Genomic DNA, 19,389 nt, shown 5'->3' on the forward strand with positions numbered 1-19,389 from the left:
TATATCGGCGATCGCATTTGCTATATCGGCGAACTCATTTGCTATATCGGCGAACTCATTTGCTATATCGGCGAACTCATTTGCTATATCGGCGATCGCATTTGCTATATCGGCGAACTCATTTGCTATTTCGGCGACTTACTTGCCACAAAAACCATCACTAGATATTTATCCAAAAGACTTGTCTGCTTTAACTCCTGCCATTTTTTAAGTCGTCGAACTCACGCTAATAGAGTTATTTTGGTCGTGATAAATACAGCAATTCGCTGGGGTTGTAAGGTGAACCCAGAAATTAATATTCATCTACAAACTGAGGATGAACCCACAGATATTCGCGGCGTTTGTTCTGCACTCGCACCAAACCACCAAAGCTAGGATCTTTTTGTTTCAATAGGGCGTGTAATTCTCGCAAAATCGAGCCTTGGGCGCGAATTGCATCACCTTCTAAAAAGGAAGCATCGCCCTTGGACTTCCCAGTTAATGCCATATCACTGCCCTTCAAGGTAGATTCAATAGTTTTTTGTCCCAAATCAAGTTGTTCTTCAATGGCTTTGTAGGTGGTGTCATCCAGCATAAACTTAGTTGCCGAACCAGCTACAGGTAATACTAGGCTGAGAGTTCCTGTCAAAAGTTTGAGATAGGGGACTGCCTTGGTGAACCACTCACGGGGCAAGTCTAATTCATAAACTCCCTTTTTCTTGTCATCGGGATTTAAGGCTGGAAGAGGTTGACGTGCGTGTTCACACCAGAGAGTAAGTTGAAACTTAGCGCTCATCCATTTGGGGCGATCGCCAAATCCTGGTTCAATGGGCTTAAAGCTAAACAAACGTGGTCCATCTTTCGCTTCATCGGTGAACATCTGCATTAGGTCTGCGAACTGTTGATCAACTTGGCTGAGAATAATACGTTGCTTCTGAGATAATGCCTGAAAGCGTTGTTGATTTCGACTATCTAAGATAATGAAATCTCTGCGGATGACCTTTAACTCCTCTTTCACGATGCTTCGGAATTGCTCAGTACCAATTGCTTGGGATGGGGGCGGAGTCGTGGGTGCGTTATTTAGCAAACAATCAATGTTTTGCCATTCATCACATCCTGAAACTGTGCAGAGAAACTCATCATTCTTCTTTTTACTCTTAATTAATTTTTCTACCTCAAATAGTCCGTTTCCAGGTGTATTTAGGCCGCAAGGTGCAACACAAGAAACCATAACGTTACAACGTAATCCTTCCCAGAAGTTTTCAACTAGCCATTTAATATCTTCTGTGAGATAGGACAAAAAGCGTTCTGGATAAGCTGCCCGCACTGTAATTTTTATATCAGTGTCCACATATTCCAGCAATGCCCGACCGTTGTAGTCATTGTCAAGCATCAAACCCCGTTGCCAGTGGATACTATCTTCGTAATTTGTCCGCCCTAGTGAGTATTTATGCAACCGAACAATCAACTGGTAAAACAATCCTTCTGCCACTGCAAACTGTCCCCGACTGTCCACAATGCGGCAGATTTGTACCTGTTGTCTGTCTCCCGCTTCTGGTTGCTCTCCCCAATTGGGTAATCTTTCCGGGCGTGTATCGGGGACGAGTTGGGCAATCAGGCTAGTATTGCTAGGTTTTAACTGATCTAATACCACTTTGTAGGACAGATCAAAGCGTTCCATCAGCCGTAAAAAGATGGGATGGAGTTCTTTCGGGTAGCCTTCTTCCCCTGCAAATGGGGGATTGCTCCATAATTCACTGAGATAATCAAATTCGATTAATCCATTTTTGTCACGAGTTTTTTGATCATCCAGCACGAAGCTGATCGCTTTTGCCAGCCAGTCGGGTTTGAGGATGACTATATCGCGCAGTGTTGGGTCGTAATGGTAATGGATGAAATGCCCCAAAATATGGGAGATGCGAAGGAATAGTTCTGCTTGCTGCTCATCAATTCCCTGTTGAGCGCAGATAGCAATAACATCATCGTAAGGTAAATAGGCTTTGTCGCTGTTTTTCAAGATTTCCCGTACCTGTTGCCACTTGGCAGGAACGGAACGCCCTACTTCAGGAAGAGATGCAGCGACACGAGCAATTTTTTCTTTTAATTCTGTCAGCCTGGTGTTATGTGTTGCATTTTCCTGGGGTTTACTGTCTACATGGAAGAAATCAAGCACCGTATCTTTGCCGAATTGATCCAAAATTTCCTGTCTGTCAATGTCTGGTTGTCGCTGTCCGGGTCCGCCGTGGGTGGCAACTACTAATACTTTGGCATCCGGTTCTCGATTTTTGATTAGCGTGATCCACTCTTTGACAAAACCTTGCTGGGGTCCTTCCCGTGGTTTCCACACTACCAGATACACGCCTGGCGCACTGAAAAACAACTGGTGTGTTGGTCGATAAACCCGTTGACCGCCAAAATCCCAACCATTCAAGGTGATTTCTGTGCCACTGTCGGGATCGGTGAGGATTACAGTTTTAATCTCAATCCCGTGAGTGGTGGGGCTACCTTCTACCCATTCATCACCACGCAACGCTCCCAACAGGCAACTCTTCCCAACTTCACCCTCACCAACTAGGATTAGTTTGGCTTCATTCAGTGTTATTTGTTTTTCTGCTTTTGCTCGCAGGTATTCTAAGACGGCTTCAGTGCCTTGTTCGTAGGCAGCAGCAAGGTCAGGATTGAGGGGGTTATCATCGAGTTCGAGAGTGTTTAAGTGAAGAGACTGCCCTAAAGACACTGGCAAGTCGGTTAATAGATTTTCATCAGCCGTAAACGAGCTTAGTTGACTCAATAGACTAATTGAATCTGGAATATTTTTAATTCGATTCTTGTGAATATGTAAAAGCTCTAACTGTGTTAAGTTACCAATCCACTCAGGTAGTTCATCAAGACCAATTCCCCAAGCAAAGAGTTCTTTTAATTGAGTCAATTGTCTAATAACATTTGGCAACTCATTAAAGCAGTTCCCACCAATCACCAAAGTATTCAACTTCGACAGTTGTTGTAAATACTGTGGAAGCACGGTAATACCATTTTCGTTAAAACGAAGCTCCTCCAAATTAATTAAGTACCTAATTGATTGAGGCAATTGATTAAGCTTGTTGTTGTTCAGATCAAGCTTAATTAACTGAGAAAGCTGCCCCAGCGCCTCTGGCAGTTCCGTTAATTGATTCTCGAAGAGGTTAAGCATTTGCAACTCTGTCAGGGATGCGATCGCCTCTGGCAGTACTGTTAGTTTATTGAAGGAGAGGTTAAGCGATTGCAACTGAGTCAGGGAGGCGATCGCATCTGGTATTTCTGCCAGTTGGTTGCTGGAGAGGTTAAGCGATTGCAACTGAGTCAGGGAGGCGATCGCATCTGGTATTTCTCTCAGTTGGTTGCTGGAGAGGTTAAGCCTTTGCAACTGAGACAGGGAGGCGATCGCATCTGGTATTTCTGTCAGTTGGTTTTCGCCGAGGTCAAGCGATTGCAACTGAGACAGGGAGGCGATCGCATCTGGCACCTCAGTGAGTTCCATCTCGCTGAGATCAATTTCTATTGCTCCCTCTTGCCGTGCCTCTTCAATACACTGCTCCGCTTCCTGATAAGCCTGATCTCTTGCCATGACTAAATCCTTTCTCTCACTACCAAAATCGGAATAATAGCTAGATTTTTCTGGTTAACAGCCCATACAGTAAATTTAGCCAGAAAATCTTAGCCTAACATTCCAACAAACGGCGAACAACGCTACCGATAAAAATTAATTGACTTGCTGAAAAATAAAATATATGCAGATGAGGGCGATCGCATTTTTGAAATGGTGCGATCGCGCTTGTACATTAACTCAATGCGTGGAACGATGGTTAAAGTTAATCTCAGCAATCTCGAATGGAAAGAGCAGGATTTCATCGGGAAAAGTAAATTGGTTTTGAGAGGTTAGGCGATCGCTCCATGCTACCGCCTATAGGTAAAGTGAAATAAAGTGCGATCGCCACTGAGTTTTTTTTGTGAATTATTTATCCCAATTCTTGATGCACACCAACTCCTAACTTTTTATGGAACGCGTTGTCAAAACCGGATTTGGTTGGCGTATTGGCTGGAATCCCGATGCATCTGAGTTTAAAGGTTTAGTGGGTACAGATGATTGGGCAATTGAGTTAACGGAAGCCGAGTTGAATGATTTTTGCCGTCTACTAGCACAGTTAGCAGACACCATGAAACAACTCGCAACTGAATTAATGGAAGAGGAAAAAATTGCTTGTGAAGCCGAAAGCGATTTATTATGGATGGAGGTGGAAGGCTATCCTCATGCTTACAGTTTGCGCTTGATCTTGAATACAGGGCGATGTGTAGAGGGTAAATGGGATGCTTCTGCTGTTCTAGATTTACTGCAAGCTACTGGGATGCTTAAGGTTTTTTAAATTTAGCTCTTGATTATCCTAGAGTTTTGATGTATGATAATAATTCTGACCGGGGCGTAGCGCAGCTTGGTAGCGCGCCACTTTGGGGTAGTGGAGGTCGTGGGTTCGAATCCCGCCGCTCCGATTGATGATAAGCCATGCCTGCTATTCTTTTCAAAAGATTGGCAGGTTTTTCAATTAGGTCTATCGCTTCCCTGCATTACCCATAATTATTTGCGTAGAGAGGGAGTGGGGAGTGGGGAGTGGGGAGTGGGGAAGAAGCCTTTTCGGGGTGTACTGATTTTTTTCAAAAATCAAATACGAGTCCTATATCATCCGTTATTGCCAGCAATTTGATTATAATCCGCCAGATAACCCCAAGGACTAGACAATGGTTACAGTGGCGTGCAGATATTCTTACTGACTTCTTGGCGCATCTCTACCGGGAGGTGAAACCGGTGAATCCTAACTTGCTAGTAGCGATCGCACCTAATATTTATGATTGGGCATTCCAGGAATATTTGCAAGAGTCACCTACATGACTGAGGCAGGGAATAGTTGATAATAGTTGAGATGATTCACCCGCAGATTTAAGGGAAAAGGCGCGTGGAATTTAAATTGCCAGTGGAACGGATAATTAAAACTCTCAATCAAGATTTACCGACACTGTTTGAAAAAGATATTTCCTATGATATTTATACACAGGATATCTATTTTAAAGACCCAGTGAATTCATTCAAATACAAATTTAATTATCGCATTATATTTTGGACTTTGCGATTTCACGCTCGGCTATTTTTTACCCAAATTTACTTTGATGTCCATGAGGTTTATCAGTCAGCCGAAGACACTATTTTAGCAAAGTGGACGGTGCGGGGAGTGTTGCGTGTTCCCTGGAAAGCAGGTTTGCTTTTTAATGGCTATTCAACTTATAAACTCAACCCAAATAATTTGATATACGAGCATATCGACACCTGGGATCGCAAACCTGGCGAGATTTTAAAGCAGTTTTGGCAAAGGGGAGAGATAGCTAAGTAGGTCGGCGCAATTAAAGCTAACTGGTGAAGGCTGTCATTTGTCCTTTGTCATTGGTCATTAGTAAGGGCTTTAAGCCTATTTACATTTCGTAATATACTTGGTTTTTTCGCGCCAACTCACTTAATTAGATAATAAAATATGTCTTAATTCATGCCGAATATGGCAAAGTGCTGGCTACGCCTACGCATTTGTGACATCAGCACTCACATTTGTTATTTCGGCGATGCCTACGGCGGGCTTCGCCAATGCATTTGCTACATCAGCGATCGCATTTGTTAGATCAGCGATCGCATTTGTTAGATCGGCGATCGCATTTGTTAGATCGGCGATCGCATTTGTTAGATCAGCGATCGCATTTGTTAGATCGGCGATCGCATTTGTTAGATCAGCGATCGCATTTGTTAGATCAGCGATCGCATTTGTTAGATCAGCGATCGCATTTGCTACATCAGCGATCGCATTTGTTAGATCAGCGATCGCATTTGTTAGATCAGCGATCGCATTTGTTATATCGGCGATCGCATTTGTTATATCGGCGATCGCATTTGTTATATCGGCGATGCCTACGGCGGGCTTTGCCAACGCATTTATTATATCAGTTGCAAAAAAATTGTAGGTTGGGTGGAGGCTTTGCGTAACCCAACATCCTGATAATCAGTTGGGTTGCGCTCCGCTCCACCCAACCTACGTCTCCCCACTCCCCACTCCCTACTCCCTGTCTACTGGTTCTAGGCTGGCTTTCACGTTAAGTTGACACCAATGAGCATTGCTGTGCCCCTACTGCGTGGTCTATTTACTACTGCAAAATCCACGCAGCCTGAAAAAAGTCGCGCTCACAAAACATCGCATAACGATAGGTTGAATGCACAACAGGATTGGTAGTGGCATAATTGTCAACTAAACTTTCTAATTGTTGTGTTGGTAGTTGAAAGTCTGCGCTGCTGTAAGTACGAATCCAGTCTGCATATTGATGATTAGGAATACCGTTATCAGCCAACTGTTCTCCCAAAAAAGAATACAAACGCATACAAGGAGACATCGCCGCCGCAGTTAAACCCACATCTCCACCCCAAGCAGTTGCTAACAAAAAGTCAGTATAGCGGCGAGTGGCATCGCCAGGTTCCACAGAATGCAAATTGACTCCCCATTGAGAAGCATAGCCAGTATGCAGCCGCAGTTCTTCTAAAACTCCACTAGCTAAGTTATGAAATGTGGTGAAACCTAACCAATCTGGTGCTTTAGCTGCGGCGATACTATACGCACGGGCAAAAGCTTCTAAGAAAAAAGCATCTTGCCCTACGTAGTAAGCAAATTTCACCTGCTCAAGAGTACCATCACCAATGCCTTGAACGAAAGGATGCTCTAGGCAAGCTTGGGCTAAGTCTTGATTTGCTGCCCATAATTTGTTAGATAAAGTCATTTGTCATTTGTCATTTGTCATCTATATATTATCCCTCTGTTGTTTCAAATCTCCCTCTCAAAAAGGGAAGAACTGGAGCAAAACTGAGCCAAGACTTCCCAAAAATTCAACGAAACTGGGGCTACCAGCACTTACTTTCTCATTTACGGGTGTTTGCAGTTCTTTAATAAAAGCTTGGGCTGTTTGCGTTCCCAGGCTGTTGTTTTGAGATGTAAACAATTTTTGAGCAAGTTGAGCATCTTGGAATGCACCTTGTCTATCTAGTATTTGGTAACGGGCGACACCACGAGCTAAAAAAGCACCCGCATATTCTGGTTTAATAGCGATCGCTTGATTAAAATAACTAATTGCTTGTTGTTGGTTGCCTTTTTGCCCTTCTGCTACACCCCAAGCATAAAATTCTTCTGGTGAAGCAATTTGTGATGGTATACCAACTGCACCCTCGAAGTTAGCACTATTCAGGTTAGCACCAGTCAGTTCTGCATTTGCTAAATAAGTATTTCTCAAATCAGCACCCGTCAAATTTGCTCCACCAAATTTAGCTTCGCTCAGGTTAACACCAAATAAACTCGCGCCACTCAAGTTTGCACCCCGCAAATCTGCGCCGCTCAAGTTTGCACGGCTGAGGTTAGCATTTGTGAGATTAGCACCGCTCAAATTGGCTCCAGATAAGTCAGCCATCACTAAACCTGCACTAGTCAAATCACAGTTTTGACATTGTTTGGTTGCCAATAACTGTTTAATATGTTCAGAATTTGCGGCTTGTACGGTTGTTGTCAAAATAATTGTGGTTAAAAATGCGGCTGCGCCGAGAATTTGATTTTTCATATTCGTGTAATATTTCTTACTCAATATTAAACATTGACTGAGACGGATTTATACTTCAGCCTATGATATGAGCAATCTTAACAATTTACCCTCTGTAGTTGCCTATATCACTTTTAAAGAAGTCGGAAGTCGGAAGTCGGAAGTCGTAGAGACGCGATTAATCGCGTCTGTACTTTTGTAACGGGGATAAAGACTCATTGCCACAAAACTTAAAGCATTGCGTGAAGCACGGGGTTTTAAACCCAATTTTTTGATAAACACTTGCTGGTTGTGCAAGTTCACTTCTCCAGTCTTCTGGTTTGGAGAAGATAAACTCAATTTTGCAAATAAGCTCAGGGTGAATGTTAGAATAACTGCTGTCAAACTGCTAATTATTTATACTGAGGTTAACCCTTGATAGGCATAGTGTTGCCTTTAGAGCCTAGGTACAAAATCTCATTAATTCGTAGCGAATTCTCTGCGTGCATATACGTTTAAATTGCAACCCTCAATTCGCCACGATTTTACGCCTCCACAATAGTCAAAACAAACATTAAGATAGTCAAAAAAACGTGACTCAGCAAGACAAAATCTTAAAAAAAATTCTCTCTGGGACTTCTGATACAGACATCCCTTTTGCCCAACTGTGGCAACTTTTATATAGACTAGGCTTTGATGAACGGATTCGTGGCGATCATCGTATTTTTATCAAAGCCGATGTTGAGGAAATATTGAACCTGCAACAAAAAAAAGGAAAAGCCAAAAGCTATCAAATTAAACAAGTTCGCGCAGTGATTCTCAAGTATAAGTTAGGAACTAAAAATGATGTTTCGCTATGAAATTATTCTTTACTGGAGTGAATTAGATCAAGCCTTTATTGCTGAAGTGCCAGAGTTATTAGGCTGTGCTGCTGATGGCGATACTTATCAAGAAGCCCTGCATAATGTAGAATTAGTTATGCAGGAATGGATAGAAACGGCTAAGGATTTAGGGCGTCCAATTCCTGAACCTAGACCGCGTTTGATGTATATTTAATTGATACACAAGTCAAGTCTAAACAAACCTTGGTATTTTAGCTCATAAAACCGCTTCGGTTGTCGCGGCTTCTGAACCTATTGATGTTTCAGCTATTGTACCTGGGACCAACCTCTACAGTTCCGTCGGGCAGTATAGTTTTCCAGAAGAAAGCCCCATCCGTATTTTCATAGGAAATATTGAAATTAATAGCGCTAGCAAAGTTCGTCTCGATCAACAGAGCCATACTCAAGTCGGCTTGGAACAAATTAGCACCCCTCAGAGAAGCCCGAGTCAGGTTAGCACTCTCCAGACAAGCTGTAGTCAGATCAGCAACTCCCAATTGGGCATTTCTCAAATTAGCACAAGCCAGAATAGCCTTACTCAAGTTGGTACCAATCAATTTAGCAAACAACAAGTCAGCACCACTGAAGTCAGCACCACTGAGATTAGCTCCACTAAAATTGACACGATGGAGGCTAGTAGTCTGTCAAGCTTAAATTGATGGGTAGTGCGAGCATCTTGCTCGCGTCGTGAGCGAGACTACCAACCCGTCAAAATGAATTTGACAGAACACTAGCTCCTCTCAAATTGATCTTTCTCAAGTCAGCACCTTCCAGATTGGGGAAGAGATCGGTCGAATTTACAGTATTACGCAATTCAATTCCAGCAAAATTTCTCTCCCCAGCAGCATACCTTCTCAACAACTCCTCAGCATCCATACCCTAACTCCCGAATCAATTACTACTTGGAATGGCGATTTTAACGACTTTAGTCAATTTGGCGACCTGAGTTAGACTATTATCAAATGCGATCGCTTATACCATTGCAGAAAAATCCCGATCTGATTCACTTCCCCTGCTTGGCCAATTGGTTTTTTACAATTATTACAATCAAAATACGAGATAATTTTTCAAAGATACAGGGGTAAATACCATTGGTTCAGCAACCAGAACTCCAGGAAACTTCGTCGATACAGTCAACCGGGCGCGTGCTTAAAAGTTTGGGTACTTACCGATGGACTTCGCTGGGAGCCTTAGCCAGCCTGTTGCTGTTGACGATCGCCAACGCAATTACCCCGCAACTATTTCGCTGGGGAATTGATCAGGGCATCATCAAACAAAACCTCCAAGTTGTGCTATATAGCGCCGGTTGGATGGTAGTCGCCGCGATCGCTCGTGGTATATTCAACTTTGGACAAAGCTATTTAGCAGAAGCAGTATCTCAGGGTGTAGCCTATGATCTGCGTAACAAAATTTTCAGCCAGATTCAAAATCTCAGTTTCAGTTATCATGACCAGTCGCAGACTTCCCAACTACTAACCCGTGTCACCAGCGACATTGAGCAGATTCGTACCTTTGTTGGTACCAGCTTAATTCAGGTAATTGGTGGAATTGTGACATTGGTGAGTGTTTCGGTGATTTTGCTGGTGATGAACTGGGAATTAGCGCTGATTACACTAACAGTAATACCCCTGGCCGGATGGGTGATGGCGCGATTCATCACCAAAAATGATAAACTTTTTCGGCAAGTACAAGAGCAACTGAGCGACCTGAATGCTGTATTACAAGAGAACTTGCTAGGAATCCGGGTAGTTAAAGCCTTTGTGCGAGAGTCAACCGAAAGGTCGCGTTACACGACCATGAATGATGCCCTAATCAAGGCAAACATGAAGACCATTAGCGCCATCCGTAATACCTTCCCGTTGATCTTTTTGCTGAGTAATTTGGTAACACTGGCAGTTTTCGCATACGGGGGAGCGCAGGTGATTGGGCGGAGATTCTCCATTGGCGAACTGGTGGCGTTTAACTCCTACCTAGCGTTGATTCTCCAACCGATTTTGTTGATTGGATTTGCAGCACCCGCGATCGCTCAATCAGCTGCTTCCGCCGAACGAGTCTACGAAGTTGTAGATGCGGAGGTAGAAATTCGCGATCGCCCCGGTGCTGTCCCATTTGACACTTGCGGTGGTAGAATTACCTTTGAAAATGTTTCCTTTCGTTATCCAGGAGCGACAACCGAAACTCTCAAAGAAGTTTCCTTTGAAACGAAACCCAACGAACTAATCGCCGTTTTAGGGATGACTGGTTCGGGAAAAAGCACAATTATGAACTTAATTCCCCGCTTTTACGATGTTACAGGGGGAGCGGTTCGCATTGACGGGCGAGATGTAACAAGTTTCACACTAAAAAGCCTGCGATCGCATATTGGCATTGTATTTCAAGAAACCACCCTTTTCTCCGGCACAATCCGCGAAAATATTGCCTATGCAAAACCCGATGCAACCCTAAAGCAGGTGATTGAGGTTGCAAAAACCGCACAAATGCATGATTTTATTAGCAGTCTACCCGATGGCTACGAGACAATTGTGGGTGAACGGGGCGTGGGCTTGTCTGGTGGACAAAAACAACGAATTGCGATCGCTCGTACCTTATTAACTGATTACAGCATTCTGATTTTGGACGATAGTACCTCGGCTGTGGATGCCAAAACTGCTGCCCAAATTCAAGCCAAACTAGATGACTTAATGCGCCAAAAAGCTTGTACAACCTTTGTAGTCGCTCAACGCATTAGCACCGTCAGGAATGCCGATCGCATTTTTCTCATGGATAAAGGACGATTGGTGGCACAAGGCACTCACGAGGAATTAATGCAAACCAGCCCACTCTACGGCGTGATTTTGGAATCTCAGGTAAAGCCGAAGCAAAAAAATGATCTCAAATTAGGATAATTACCTGTAACAGCAAGAAGGCTCACATCTTACCACACCTATCAAGAAATTGGTCGCTTCTTCCCATCTTCTCAACTTTGTAGTGATACTCTACTACCAATCCCAATGCTGCAACACGGTTATGATTCATTGGGTGTAAGGCTTATAGATTGTCCTCACTGCAACAAACAGCATGATAGAGATATCAATGCTGCAATAAATATTAGAAATGAAGGATTGCGATTATGGGCGTTAGGAACTAGCGCTTCTGCCCTTGGAGGGGATGTAAGACCAAAGTCTTCAGGACGTAAAAAATCCATGAAGTCTGAGGCAGTCTCCAATGAATTGGGAAGCCTACACTGACCTGACGGTACAGTGTAGCTAGTTCACTTGACAATTAATGCTACTTTCTGAGTAGAGGCGTAATTTGGCAACACTTGATTCAATTTTGCTTCGTTGAGATGCAGATGATCTAACAACACGGCAGAGATAACATCCCGAAAATCAGTGGTAATAGCCAAGTCCCTACCTTGGTAGAGTTGGGCTGTAGATAGACCAGGCCATTCACCGTAAACTTTACCACCGCGAATTTTACCGCCCAAAACCCACATAACATTCCCATGACCGTGGTCAGTACCACCGTTATCATTTTGTTTGACTGTACGACCAAACTCGGACATCACTACAATTGTCGTATTCTGGTAAACGCTCCCCAAACCGTTGACCAAAGTTGCCAAACCTGAACCCAATTTTTTTAAGTTCCTAGCTAATTGTCCTTGAGTGCTACCTTGATTGACATGGGTATCCCAACCCCCCAAAGCCATAAACCCTAACTCAATTCTGGGATCTTTGACCATTAGTTGCGCCAATCGTTGGGCATCGCTGGCGAAGCCATCAGGTAAAGGCGCACCATTATTTGCCAAATTCATTTCACTATCCAGGTCATTCAGGATCGCCTGATGCGCCATCCGTCCTTGGTGATAGGTCTGACTTAGGGCATCATTACCGCTATAAAGTTGGTCAAATGCTGCTGCTAATTGAGGACGATCTATTGGCAGAGGTCTGCTGGCATTTCTCCCTGATGCGATGTTAGCTATAGGCATCCGACCAGAAAAAATCCAGGGTGTTGTTTCTCCGACACTGACTGCTTGGATAGGTGTTTTTTGAGAAATTACCCCTAGTAAACGATTCATCCAACCATCCTGAGTATGTTTGTCACCAGGAGTAGCGTTTTCCATATATTGTTGAGCATCAAAGTGAGAACGAGTGGGATCGGGGGAACCACAAGCATGAACAAATGCCAGACTACTCTGCTGCCAGAAGGGCATCAGAGGAGCTAATGCTGGATGCAACCCAAAGCGCCCATCTAAATCTAAGACTCCCCCTTCCTTCCCTGGTTGGGGAATAGCAATTTGCGGTCGGGCTTGATAGTAAGCTGTTTCTGAGTAAGGAACTACAACGTTTAAACCGTCTACCGCTCCCCGGAGGAAGATTACAATCAAGCGCTGGCGATCGCTGTTAGGGATAGCGGATCTTGCTACAATAGCATTGCTACCTATGGCTGTGATTGCGGCAGCTGAAAAAATTCCACTTTGGATGAGAAAATTACGTCTTTTCATCTTTAAAAGTACTTAATTATGACTGTTTTCAATTGGGTAGAATACAAGTTATCTGCGCTAAGAGGGCATATTGTATCTCAGTTGCTATAGCTGACAAGAACCCCACCCCCAACCCCCTCCCCGCTCTTCGAGAGGGGGCTATGATGTACCTAAGTATTGATTAGGAAAAGAAAACGCTATATATTGAGTTATGAGTTGAGTTTTGTAACTGACAACTAACGACGCATAAATTCTGGACTGCCCAAGATTAAAGCACTACGGATTTGAGAGTCACTAGAAGCGATCGCCTTCTGCGTTTTCACTGAAAAAGAATTGCCCAATGTATTGGTTAGTTGCCAAGCATCTACAGGAATTCTGGGAGACTTTTGTAAAGGTATTTGCTCAGTGCCGATTTTGCCTTGTCCCAGTGGACTCTCCCCCGCTTCCATATTTGTTGGCATGGTTGATAAGGGTAAATTTCCATTGGCGATCGCTGTCGCAAAGCTGAGACGGCGGTTCATCGCATCAGGATTTAACCACACATCTGCGGTATTTTTGTAACCGTCTGGAGTTTGGCAACGGTATAGAGGCATTGCCAACTGTTGCAGCAGATTGGAAATTGGTCTTGTGTTATTCACTTCGATACCTGTGGCTCGCACCGCCGAGATCGCGTATTGAAGTGGTGTTTTAAACTTGGCATTAAAGTTTTTTGCATCCCAGAATTCCCGGCTGTGCAATAGGGTGTTGAGAACCTCACGAATATTACCATCAGTGGCAAGATAACGTTGTGTGAGATGGTTTACCAGAGAATTGGGGGGGCGATCGCTGACAAAATATTGAGCTATCTGATAGCTGATGTGACGTGCAGTCGCCGGACTCCGAGCCAAAATATCTAGAGCTTCCTCCCCTTCGGTTTTACCACCGCCTTTAATTGTGTGTCCCAGGAAAACTTTATCGCTAAAATCATGACGCTTCGGGTTAAAATAAAACCCGAAATTATTATCTGTCTGCTGACCGGGACGACTGAAACCCCAACCACTCAAAATCCGCGCCAGAGCAATTACATCTTGCTGAGTATAACCTCCATCTACGCCGAGAGTGTGTAACTCCATCAGTTCACGAGCATAGTTTTCATTCAAACCTCGGACATTACCCTGAGCATCGGGGCGGCTGTCAGCCCGATTTTGGAAGTTGTCTAGATAATACTGCATAGCTGGATGATGAGCTGTTGCCCCCAACAGATCACGAAAGCGACCCAAAGCGTAAGGCCGAATCGCCTCTTGTTCATAAGCTCCCACCCAGAGGCGATCGCGTCCTTTAGCAGCATCCACATTAAAATGGTTATACCAAAAGTCCACCATCACTTCCTGGAGTTGTCGAGGACTGCTAGTTGCCTCTAATAACCGCGCCTGGACTGCCTGATCTAGCACCTGTTTAGCCCGCTTGTTGGCAGTTTTTATTTCTTCAAGGCTGGGTTTTTGTCCTGGGAGATTAGTTCTGCCATATTCTAAGAGTTCTACTGGATTCAAGTGGAGAGTATCTAGCTGCTTTAGTTGGCTGGTGAGACTTTGCGGTTCGGGAATGGAATCGGGTGAGAGTTGCTCTTGAATGTATCGCTCTACACCCATAGATTCCACTCTTTGCACATCTCCAGGGCGAGGGCCAAAGCTGAGGCGATTAATTATATGTAATACTTTTGGTTCAACAGGTATGGAGGCTGCATGACTAGGGTCAATTCCCCCCAGTAAGATAAACAGCAACAACACCCAATATTTAGGCTTCACAGTCATAGAGTTAATTGTGTTGTGCTGCGGGTGGAGGATTGGGGCGAAGATTTTTCTTATACATGCGATCGGCAAATTTCTGCCGTTGGTCTGGGTTCAAGATTTCCCGAATCGCAAGCGTATTTTCAAACTGAACATCAGCAAGTTGCTGCTGTACAAGCTTGATTTGGTTATATTTATCACGCACTTGCTCTTTAGTAGCTGTCCCTGCTATCAGTTCATGTAATTCCTGTTGCCCTTGACGTATCACCTGTGATTTTTGGGTTATCTGCGGTTTAGATTGATTATGAATTTGCTTAATCTGTTGCAGTTGCTGGGATGTCAAATTCAAATCCTTGAGCCATCCCCCTGATTTACCACCATTTGTCCGAGGTACACTTGTGGGGCTTTGGGCAATGACTTGGCGTGAAACTAAAGTTGGCTTGGCCAGAGCAATAGTGCTACTAAGGGCAAGCATCGTCACCCCCAAAATGGAAACACGACGTATTAACATCAAAGCGATCTCCTATTCAGTATCTAAGTCTGTAAAATGCCATACATCACTTTCCAGATGTTCGTTAGTGGCTGTAGCTTGCCAATTGCTTTCAATAAAAGTTTCCAATCTGGCAAGTTCAGCCGGACTCGGTTGAGCAGGTATCAAGGCACGGTAGCCAACTATCGCAGCTACTAATCCAGCAGCAAGAGCAGGCAGAACTAACCTCAGCCTTGAATAGTGACGTAAGGGTGGCTGAGGCCAAGTTTTTACCTGTTGTAAAATTTGTGGTTCTAAATCCGGCGAGGCTGGCGGAACTTCTGGACAATGTTGGCAGAGAAAATTAATTAGGTCAGCATCATCATTGGGCAACTGAGTCATAGCTGTACTCCTTGGTTTTGGAGAAATTGACGCATGGCAGCACGAGCATGGAATAGGCGTGACTTGACTGTTCCCAGGGGAATGTCCAGGATTTTTGCTACCTCTTTTTGAGGTACTTCTTCCAAATCATGCAAAACCAAGATCGTCCGATGCTCAAAACTGAGGTTTGCTAGTCCCCGTTGCACAAGGTCTTGATAATGCATATTCATTAACTCAGGGGCTTCTTGTTGGGTAGGAGTTTTTTCACTCAAAATCTGTAATTGAGTTCGCCTTTGAACATCTGCCTGTCGCTGGTCATAAGCCACGTTCCAAGCGATTCGGTACAGCCAGGTGGAGAATTTTGCTGTTTGGCGAAACTTGGGCAATCCTTTCCAGGCTTGCAGGAAGACTTCCTGCACTACATCGTCGAGACAGGCTGGAGTGCATAGTTTGTAGAGGATTGACCTGACTCTTTGCTGATGGCGTCGGTAAAGCTGACCGTAACTTTGGGTATCACCCCGCAGGCACTGCTGTACTAGATAACTATCAGATTCGCTTTCTGATTCGCCAATGGATTGATTTACTTTATTAACCTTGGCTGGCACAACTAACACCTGAGGCGTTCTCCTCTATCCATTTCGTTGCTTGTATTTATTAGACCGGATGAATGGGAAAAAGGTTCATATTAGTCATTTGTCATTAGTCATTTGTCATTTGTCATTAGTACCAATGACTAAATCGGCGGGTGGCTATTCCTCCCACCCAAGAATGTTGGGATGGGATTCCCGCCGATTTTCGTTGAGGTTATTTCTGAATTAGGAAGAATCGCCTTAAATGACCGCATACTCAGACTAGGACAGCTACGCTCTTCGGGGGAGAATAGAAAGGAAGTCAACAAGTCAACAACTCTAAAATAGTTGATATACTGCTCACGGGTAAAAACTGAACTTCTGTCATACTGAACAGAATGACAAATGGCAAAACCAGATATTTCTAATGCATTTGCGATCGCAGTCCAATCACAAATTTTTCTCCCACCAGTCCAACATTGTTTATCACCTTTAGCACTGAATTTCAATTCCTTACCGTATATGCTGTGCTTTATCCAGAATCCTTTATGAGCAAGCTTTTTGAGACTTAACGGAAAAAGTCAGGTTGGGGTTAGGTCTGTATTGGACTCAACTGCAAACTACTCTAGCTGGAAATTGTAATAAAGACTTTTAATCTCTTCGAGTTCAGCAGTCGCTCATGGGGGAAACTACGCCAGATGCAACAATCTTTGGCTCGCCGACGGCAGTTGCAACAAGAGTGGGAAACCGCAAGGGCCCACTGCCTCCCCAACGCACTGGCTCCCCAAGACCGCGCTGCTTCACCAAAATCCCAAATCTAAAATCCCAAATTTTTATGAGAGGCATTATTCCCGTTGTTGCATCTGAGCAGGGGAGTCAGCAGCTTTCCACCCTGCGGCGCTTTTTGCAATACCTGCTACTCTATCGCAAAGAAATTCCTATCGCCCTGACATTGGTATTAATTGGTGCTATAACCCAGGCAATTGGGCCATTCTTTCTCGGCTGGTCGATTGATCACCTAATTGCACAAGGGAATTTGCAAGGACTGCTGCTGTTATTAGGGGTACTTGGGCTGAACTATGGACTTGGTGTTTTGGCAATCCGGGGTCAAATTGTTCGAGTCGGCTGGATTATGCAGCGATTGTTGGCTCAACTGAGGCAAGACATTTTTATTAAAATCCAAAGTCTGCCACTCAGCTTTTTCGATCGCAGCGAAGCAGGCGATTTAATGAGCCGCTTGCTGAATGATGTCAATACCGTGAATCAAGCATTTGGACTGACGATCGCCCAAATGCTGGGCAACACTTTCAGTTTAGTCGGCATAATCATTGCGATGCTCTCAATCAACCTGCAACTCGGTTTGTTGAGTAATCTGGTTGTGCCACTGATGATTTTTACCACAAGCTTATTTGCACGTTGGGCAAGAGCCAGATTCCGCGTCACCCGACTAACCATTGGGCAGCTTTCCGCCAAGTTAGAAGAAGATATTGGCAGCGTGCGAGAAGCACAAGCATTTAATCGTGTACAAATGAACATCGCAGAATTCGACATTCTTAACGCCGCCAATAGAGATGCCAACGTTGAGGCTGTGCTAATTACTTCAGCTTTTCTGCCCTCCATCGATTTTCTCAACACACTAGCAACCGCAGGTGTGCTAGCCTATGGTGGCTATCTCGCAGTCACGGGATCTGCAACAGTGGGTGTGGTGACATCCTTTTTACTTTACGTCCAGCAGTTCTTCCGCCCGATCCAAATTCTCAGCCAGTTTTACACCCAAGCTCAATCTGCATTTGCCGGATTAGAGCGAATCTTTCTATTACTAGATGAACCGTCAGAACTCAAAGACGCACCCGATGCAATAGAAATGCCGCCGATTCAGGGTGAAGTGACATTTGAAAATGTCAAGTTTGGCTACAACCCAGATCAACTAGTTCTCAAAGGCGTGAATTTGCACGCCTATCCAGGGCAGATGGTTGCGTTAGTCGGGCAGACTGGTTCGGGAAAAAGTACAATTATTAACTTGATTTTGCGCTTCTACGATGTATCTAGCGGTGCAGTGAAAATTGATCGTATTGATGTGCGTAGCGTTACTCAAGCAAGTCTGCGGCGTCAAATTGGCATCGTCCTGCAAGACAATATTTTGTTTAGCGGCACCGTCGCCGAAAACATTGCCTTTGGCTCTCCTTATACTACTCAAGCTGATATTGAAACGGCTGCACAGATGGCAAATGTGCATGAGTTCATTACCTCATTGCCACAGGGCTATACAACTCAATTGGGTGAACGGGGCGCACCTCTGAGCCAGGGACAGCGACAACTAATCAGTATTGCTCGTGCAGTGTTGATCAACCCCCGAATTCTGATTCTGGATGAAGCTACTAGCAGCATCGATACCCGCACAGAAGCGCTTGTACAAACTGCGATCGCTCGCTTGCTGCAAGGTCGTACCAGTTTCGTAATTGCTCACCGCCTCAGTACAGTTACTCAGGCAGATCAAGTATTAGTAATTCAGCAGGGACAAATTGTAGAGCAGGGTACTCACGCCGAACTCGTCAATCAGCAGGGCGTTTATGCCAACCTCTATGCCCTGCAACTGGGTGCAGCAGACACAATGGTTCCAGGATGACTGGGGTAAAGTTAGCTGGTGTGAGTAGCCAGACGGTAGCCAACAGCGTTAGTTGATGATAGTAACACAGCACAAGTTCACCTGAGTAAAACGACATAAGCAATGAACACCCAAGGTAACAACACTGGTTCCGCCTACACTTCTCCTAGTGTCGAACTTATCCCTTAGCACTACGGTGTACACACAAGTCCTAAAAACCTACCTTGATGAGGCTTTACTCGTTTACTCGTTACTCGTTCCCAGTCTCCGACTGGGAATGCATTCATTGAGTCTCCGACTCAATTTCTGACTGGAGGCAGAGCCTCTAATCAAGCATTCCCATGCTCTGCATGGGAACGAGATACATGAGATACGAGATAAATGACGAAAGTTACTCTCTACATTCGACTTGTGTGTACACAGTAGCTTTATTCCCTAACTCATGCGTAAGTGCTAAAGTAACGTGAGTTCGATGAACCTCTCCCGGACAGCCTCCCTCTCCGAAACGGAAAGGGAGGAGCAACGAAAAATTAAGCTTTTTACTCCCCTCTGGGCTTGCCTAACGGCAGGCTGACGCCAAGGTCGAGGGGCTGCTCTTGAGAGGTCAAATAAGATTTGTCGAACTCACGTTAAAGTAAATCTCCAGATCGTAAG

Annotated in this window: 21 protein-coding genes, 1 tRNA gene and 2 pseudogenes; 12 read left to right on the forward strand and 12 right to left on the reverse strand. The window is 44.4% G+C overall.

The window, feature by feature from the left end; all coding sequences use genetic code 11:
• Positions 1 to 292 precede the first annotated feature (292 nt).
• Positions 293 to 3,583, reverse strand: coding sequence for a COR domain-containing protein (locus tag V7K27_RS13040; protein ID WP_334947752.1), 3,291 nt, complete (start codon positions 3,581 to 3,583; stop codon positions 293 to 295).
• Between the two features lie 144 nt (positions 3,584 to 3,727).
• Here V7K27_RS13040 and V7K27_RS13045 point away from each other — a divergent pair, with 144 nt between their 5' ends.
• The 5 genes and pseudogenes from V7K27_RS13045 (at position 3,728) to V7K27_RS13065 (ending at position 5,396) form a co-directional block, all read left to right on the forward strand.
• Positions 3,728 to 3,898, forward strand: coding sequence for a hypothetical protein (locus V7K27_RS13045; protein WP_334947754.1), 171 nt, complete (start codon positions 3,728 to 3,730; stop codon positions 3,896 to 3,898).
• A 115-nt stretch (positions 3,899 to 4,013) separates the two neighbouring features.
• Positions 4,014 to 4,379, forward strand: a complete 366-nt coding sequence (locus V7K27_RS13050) for a DUF1818 family protein (RefSeq protein ID WP_334947756.1) — start codon at positions 4,014 to 4,016, stop codon at positions 4,377 to 4,379.
• 50 nt (positions 4,380 to 4,429) lie between these two features.
• Positions 4,430 to 4,503, forward strand: a tRNA-Pro gene (locus tag V7K27_RS13055).
• A 192-nt stretch (positions 4,504 to 4,695) separates the two neighbouring features.
• Positions 4,696 to 4,897, forward strand: a pseudogene (locus tag V7K27_RS13060) (family 10 glycosylhydrolase); the annotation flags it as partial.
• A gap of 67 nt (positions 4,898 to 4,964) precedes the next feature.
• Positions 4,965 to 5,396 carry a DUF2358 domain-containing protein gene (locus tag V7K27_RS13065; RefSeq protein ID WP_334947760.1) on the forward strand — a complete coding sequence of 144 codons (432 nt, stop codon included), beginning with the start codon at positions 4,965 to 4,967 and terminating at the stop codon, positions 5,394 to 5,396.
• 180 nt (positions 5,397 to 5,576) lie between these two features.
• Here V7K27_RS13065 and V7K27_RS13070 read toward each other — a convergent pair whose 3' ends face one another.
• The 4 genes from V7K27_RS13070 to V7K27_RS13085 form a co-directional block, all read right to left on the reverse strand.
• Positions 5,577 to 5,978: a hypothetical protein gene (locus V7K27_RS13070; protein ID WP_334947762.1), complete on the reverse strand. Its 402-nt coding sequence runs from the start codon at positions 5,976 to 5,978 to the stop codon at positions 5,577 to 5,579.
• A gap of 214 nt (positions 5,979 to 6,192) precedes the next feature.
• A complete protein-coding gene (locus tag V7K27_RS13075) occupies positions 6,193 to 6,816 on the reverse strand; it encodes a TenA family protein (RefSeq protein ID WP_334947764.1) in 624 nt (207 codons plus the stop codon).
• Between the two features lie 57 nt (positions 6,817 to 6,873).
• Positions 6,874 to 7,644, reverse strand: a complete 771-nt coding sequence (locus V7K27_RS13080; protein WP_334947766.1) for a pentapeptide repeat-containing protein — start codon at positions 7,642 to 7,644, stop codon at positions 6,874 to 6,876.
• Positions 7,645 to 7,746: 102 nt separating this feature from the next.
• Positions 7,747 to 8,007, reverse strand: coding sequence for a hypothetical protein (locus V7K27_RS13085; RefSeq protein WP_334947768.1), 261 nt, complete (start codon positions 8,005 to 8,007; stop codon positions 7,747 to 7,749).
• Between the two features lie 188 nt (positions 8,008 to 8,195).
• Here V7K27_RS13085 and V7K27_RS13090 point away from each other — a divergent pair, with 188 nt between their 5' ends.
• On the forward strand, positions 8,196 to 8,462 hold the full coding sequence (locus tag V7K27_RS13090) for a type II toxin-antitoxin system HicA family toxin (protein WP_334947770.1): 267 nt from the start codon (positions 8,196 to 8,198) through the stop codon (positions 8,460 to 8,462).
• On the forward strand, positions 8,446 to 8,658 hold the full coding sequence (locus tag V7K27_RS13095) for a type II toxin-antitoxin system HicB family antitoxin (RefSeq protein ID WP_334947772.1): 213 nt from the start codon (positions 8,446 to 8,448) through the stop codon (positions 8,656 to 8,658). The genes V7K27_RS13090 and V7K27_RS13095 overlap by 17 nt, the downstream gene beginning before the upstream one ends.
• 88 nt (positions 8,659 to 8,746) lie before the next feature.
• On the opposite strand, the gene V7K27_RS13100 is transcribed toward V7K27_RS13095, so the two are convergent.
• A complete protein-coding gene (locus tag V7K27_RS13100; protein WP_442947614.1) occupies positions 8,747 to 8,995 on the reverse strand; it encodes a pentapeptide repeat-containing protein in 249 nt (82 codons plus the stop codon).
• Positions 8,972 to 9,106, reverse strand: a pseudogene (locus V7K27_RS36475) (pentapeptide repeat-containing protein); the annotation flags it as partial. The gene V7K27_RS13100 and the pseudogene V7K27_RS36475, both read right to left, overlap by 24 nt.
• 468 nt (positions 9,107 to 9,574) lie before the next feature.
• Here V7K27_RS36475 and V7K27_RS13105 point away from each other — a divergent pair.
• Both V7K27_RS13105 and V7K27_RS13110 read left to right on the forward strand, forming a co-directional pair.
• The gene (locus V7K27_RS13105; RefSeq protein WP_334947774.1) at positions 9,575 to 11,368 is read left to right on the forward strand and encodes an ABC transporter ATP-binding protein; all 1,794 of its coding nucleotides are present in this window, start codon (positions 9,575 to 9,577) and stop codon (positions 11,366 to 11,368) included.
• Positions 11,369 to 11,467: 99 nt separating this feature from the next.
• Positions 11,468 to 11,710, forward strand: a complete 243-nt coding sequence (locus V7K27_RS13110) for a zinc ribbon domain-containing protein (RefSeq protein WP_442947615.1) — start codon at positions 11,468 to 11,470, stop codon at positions 11,708 to 11,710.
• A gap of 23 nt (positions 11,711 to 11,733) precedes the next feature.
• Here the strand turns inward: V7K27_RS13110 and V7K27_RS13115 are convergent, their stop codons facing one another.
• The 5 genes from V7K27_RS13115 to V7K27_RS13135 all read right to left on the reverse strand — a co-directional run bounded on the left by V7K27_RS13115 (position 11,734) and on the right by V7K27_RS13135 (position 16,175).
• Positions 11,734 to 12,966: a DUF1501 domain-containing protein gene (locus V7K27_RS13115; protein WP_334947776.1), complete on the reverse strand. Its 1,233-nt coding sequence runs from the start codon at positions 12,964 to 12,966 to the stop codon at positions 11,734 to 11,736.
• A gap of 215 nt (positions 12,967 to 13,181) precedes the next feature.
• Positions 13,182 to 14,735 carry a DUF1800 domain-containing protein gene (locus V7K27_RS13120; protein WP_334947777.1) on the reverse strand — a complete coding sequence of 518 codons (1,554 nt, stop codon included), beginning with the start codon at positions 14,733 to 14,735 and terminating at the stop codon, positions 13,182 to 13,184.
• Between the two features lie 4 nt (positions 14,736 to 14,739).
• Entirely contained in the window at positions 14,740 to 15,222 is a 483-nt protein-coding gene (locus V7K27_RS13125) for a Spy/CpxP family protein refolding chaperone (protein WP_334947779.1), read from the reverse strand.
• 12 nt (positions 15,223 to 15,234) lie between these two features.
• Positions 15,235 to 15,582: a hypothetical protein gene (locus tag V7K27_RS13130; protein ID WP_334947781.1), complete on the reverse strand. Its 348-nt coding sequence runs from the start codon at positions 15,580 to 15,582 to the stop codon at positions 15,235 to 15,237.
• The gene (locus V7K27_RS13135; RefSeq protein WP_334947783.1) at positions 15,579 to 16,175 is read right to left on the reverse strand and encodes a sigma-70 family RNA polymerase sigma factor; all 597 of its coding nucleotides are present in this window, start codon (positions 16,173 to 16,175) and stop codon (positions 15,579 to 15,581) included. The genes V7K27_RS13130 and V7K27_RS13135 overlap by 4 nt, the downstream gene beginning before the upstream one ends.
• Before the next feature lie 360 nt (positions 16,176 to 16,535).
• Between V7K27_RS13135 and V7K27_RS13140 the strand changes: the two genes are divergently transcribed.
• From V7K27_RS13140 to V7K27_RS13150, 3 genes are all read left to right on the forward strand, one after another.
• Positions 16,536 to 16,682, forward strand: a complete 147-nt coding sequence (locus V7K27_RS13140) for a hypothetical protein (protein WP_334947785.1) — start codon at positions 16,536 to 16,538, stop codon at positions 16,680 to 16,682.
• A gap of 146 nt (positions 16,683 to 16,828) precedes the next feature.
• Positions 16,829 to 16,951, forward strand: a complete 123-nt coding sequence (locus tag V7K27_RS13145) for a hypothetical protein (RefSeq protein WP_334947787.1) — start codon at positions 16,829 to 16,831, stop codon at positions 16,949 to 16,951.
• 14 nt (positions 16,952 to 16,965) lie between these two features.
• Entirely contained in the window at positions 16,966 to 18,756 is a 1,791-nt protein-coding gene (locus V7K27_RS13150; RefSeq protein ID WP_334947789.1) for an ABC transporter ATP-binding protein, read from the forward strand.
• Positions 18,757 to 19,389: the final 633 nt, after the last annotated feature.

The organism is Nostoc sp., from assembly GCF_036919575.1.
Lineage (GTDB): Bacteria > Cyanobacteriota > Cyanobacteriia > Cyanobacteriales > Nostocaceae > Nostoc.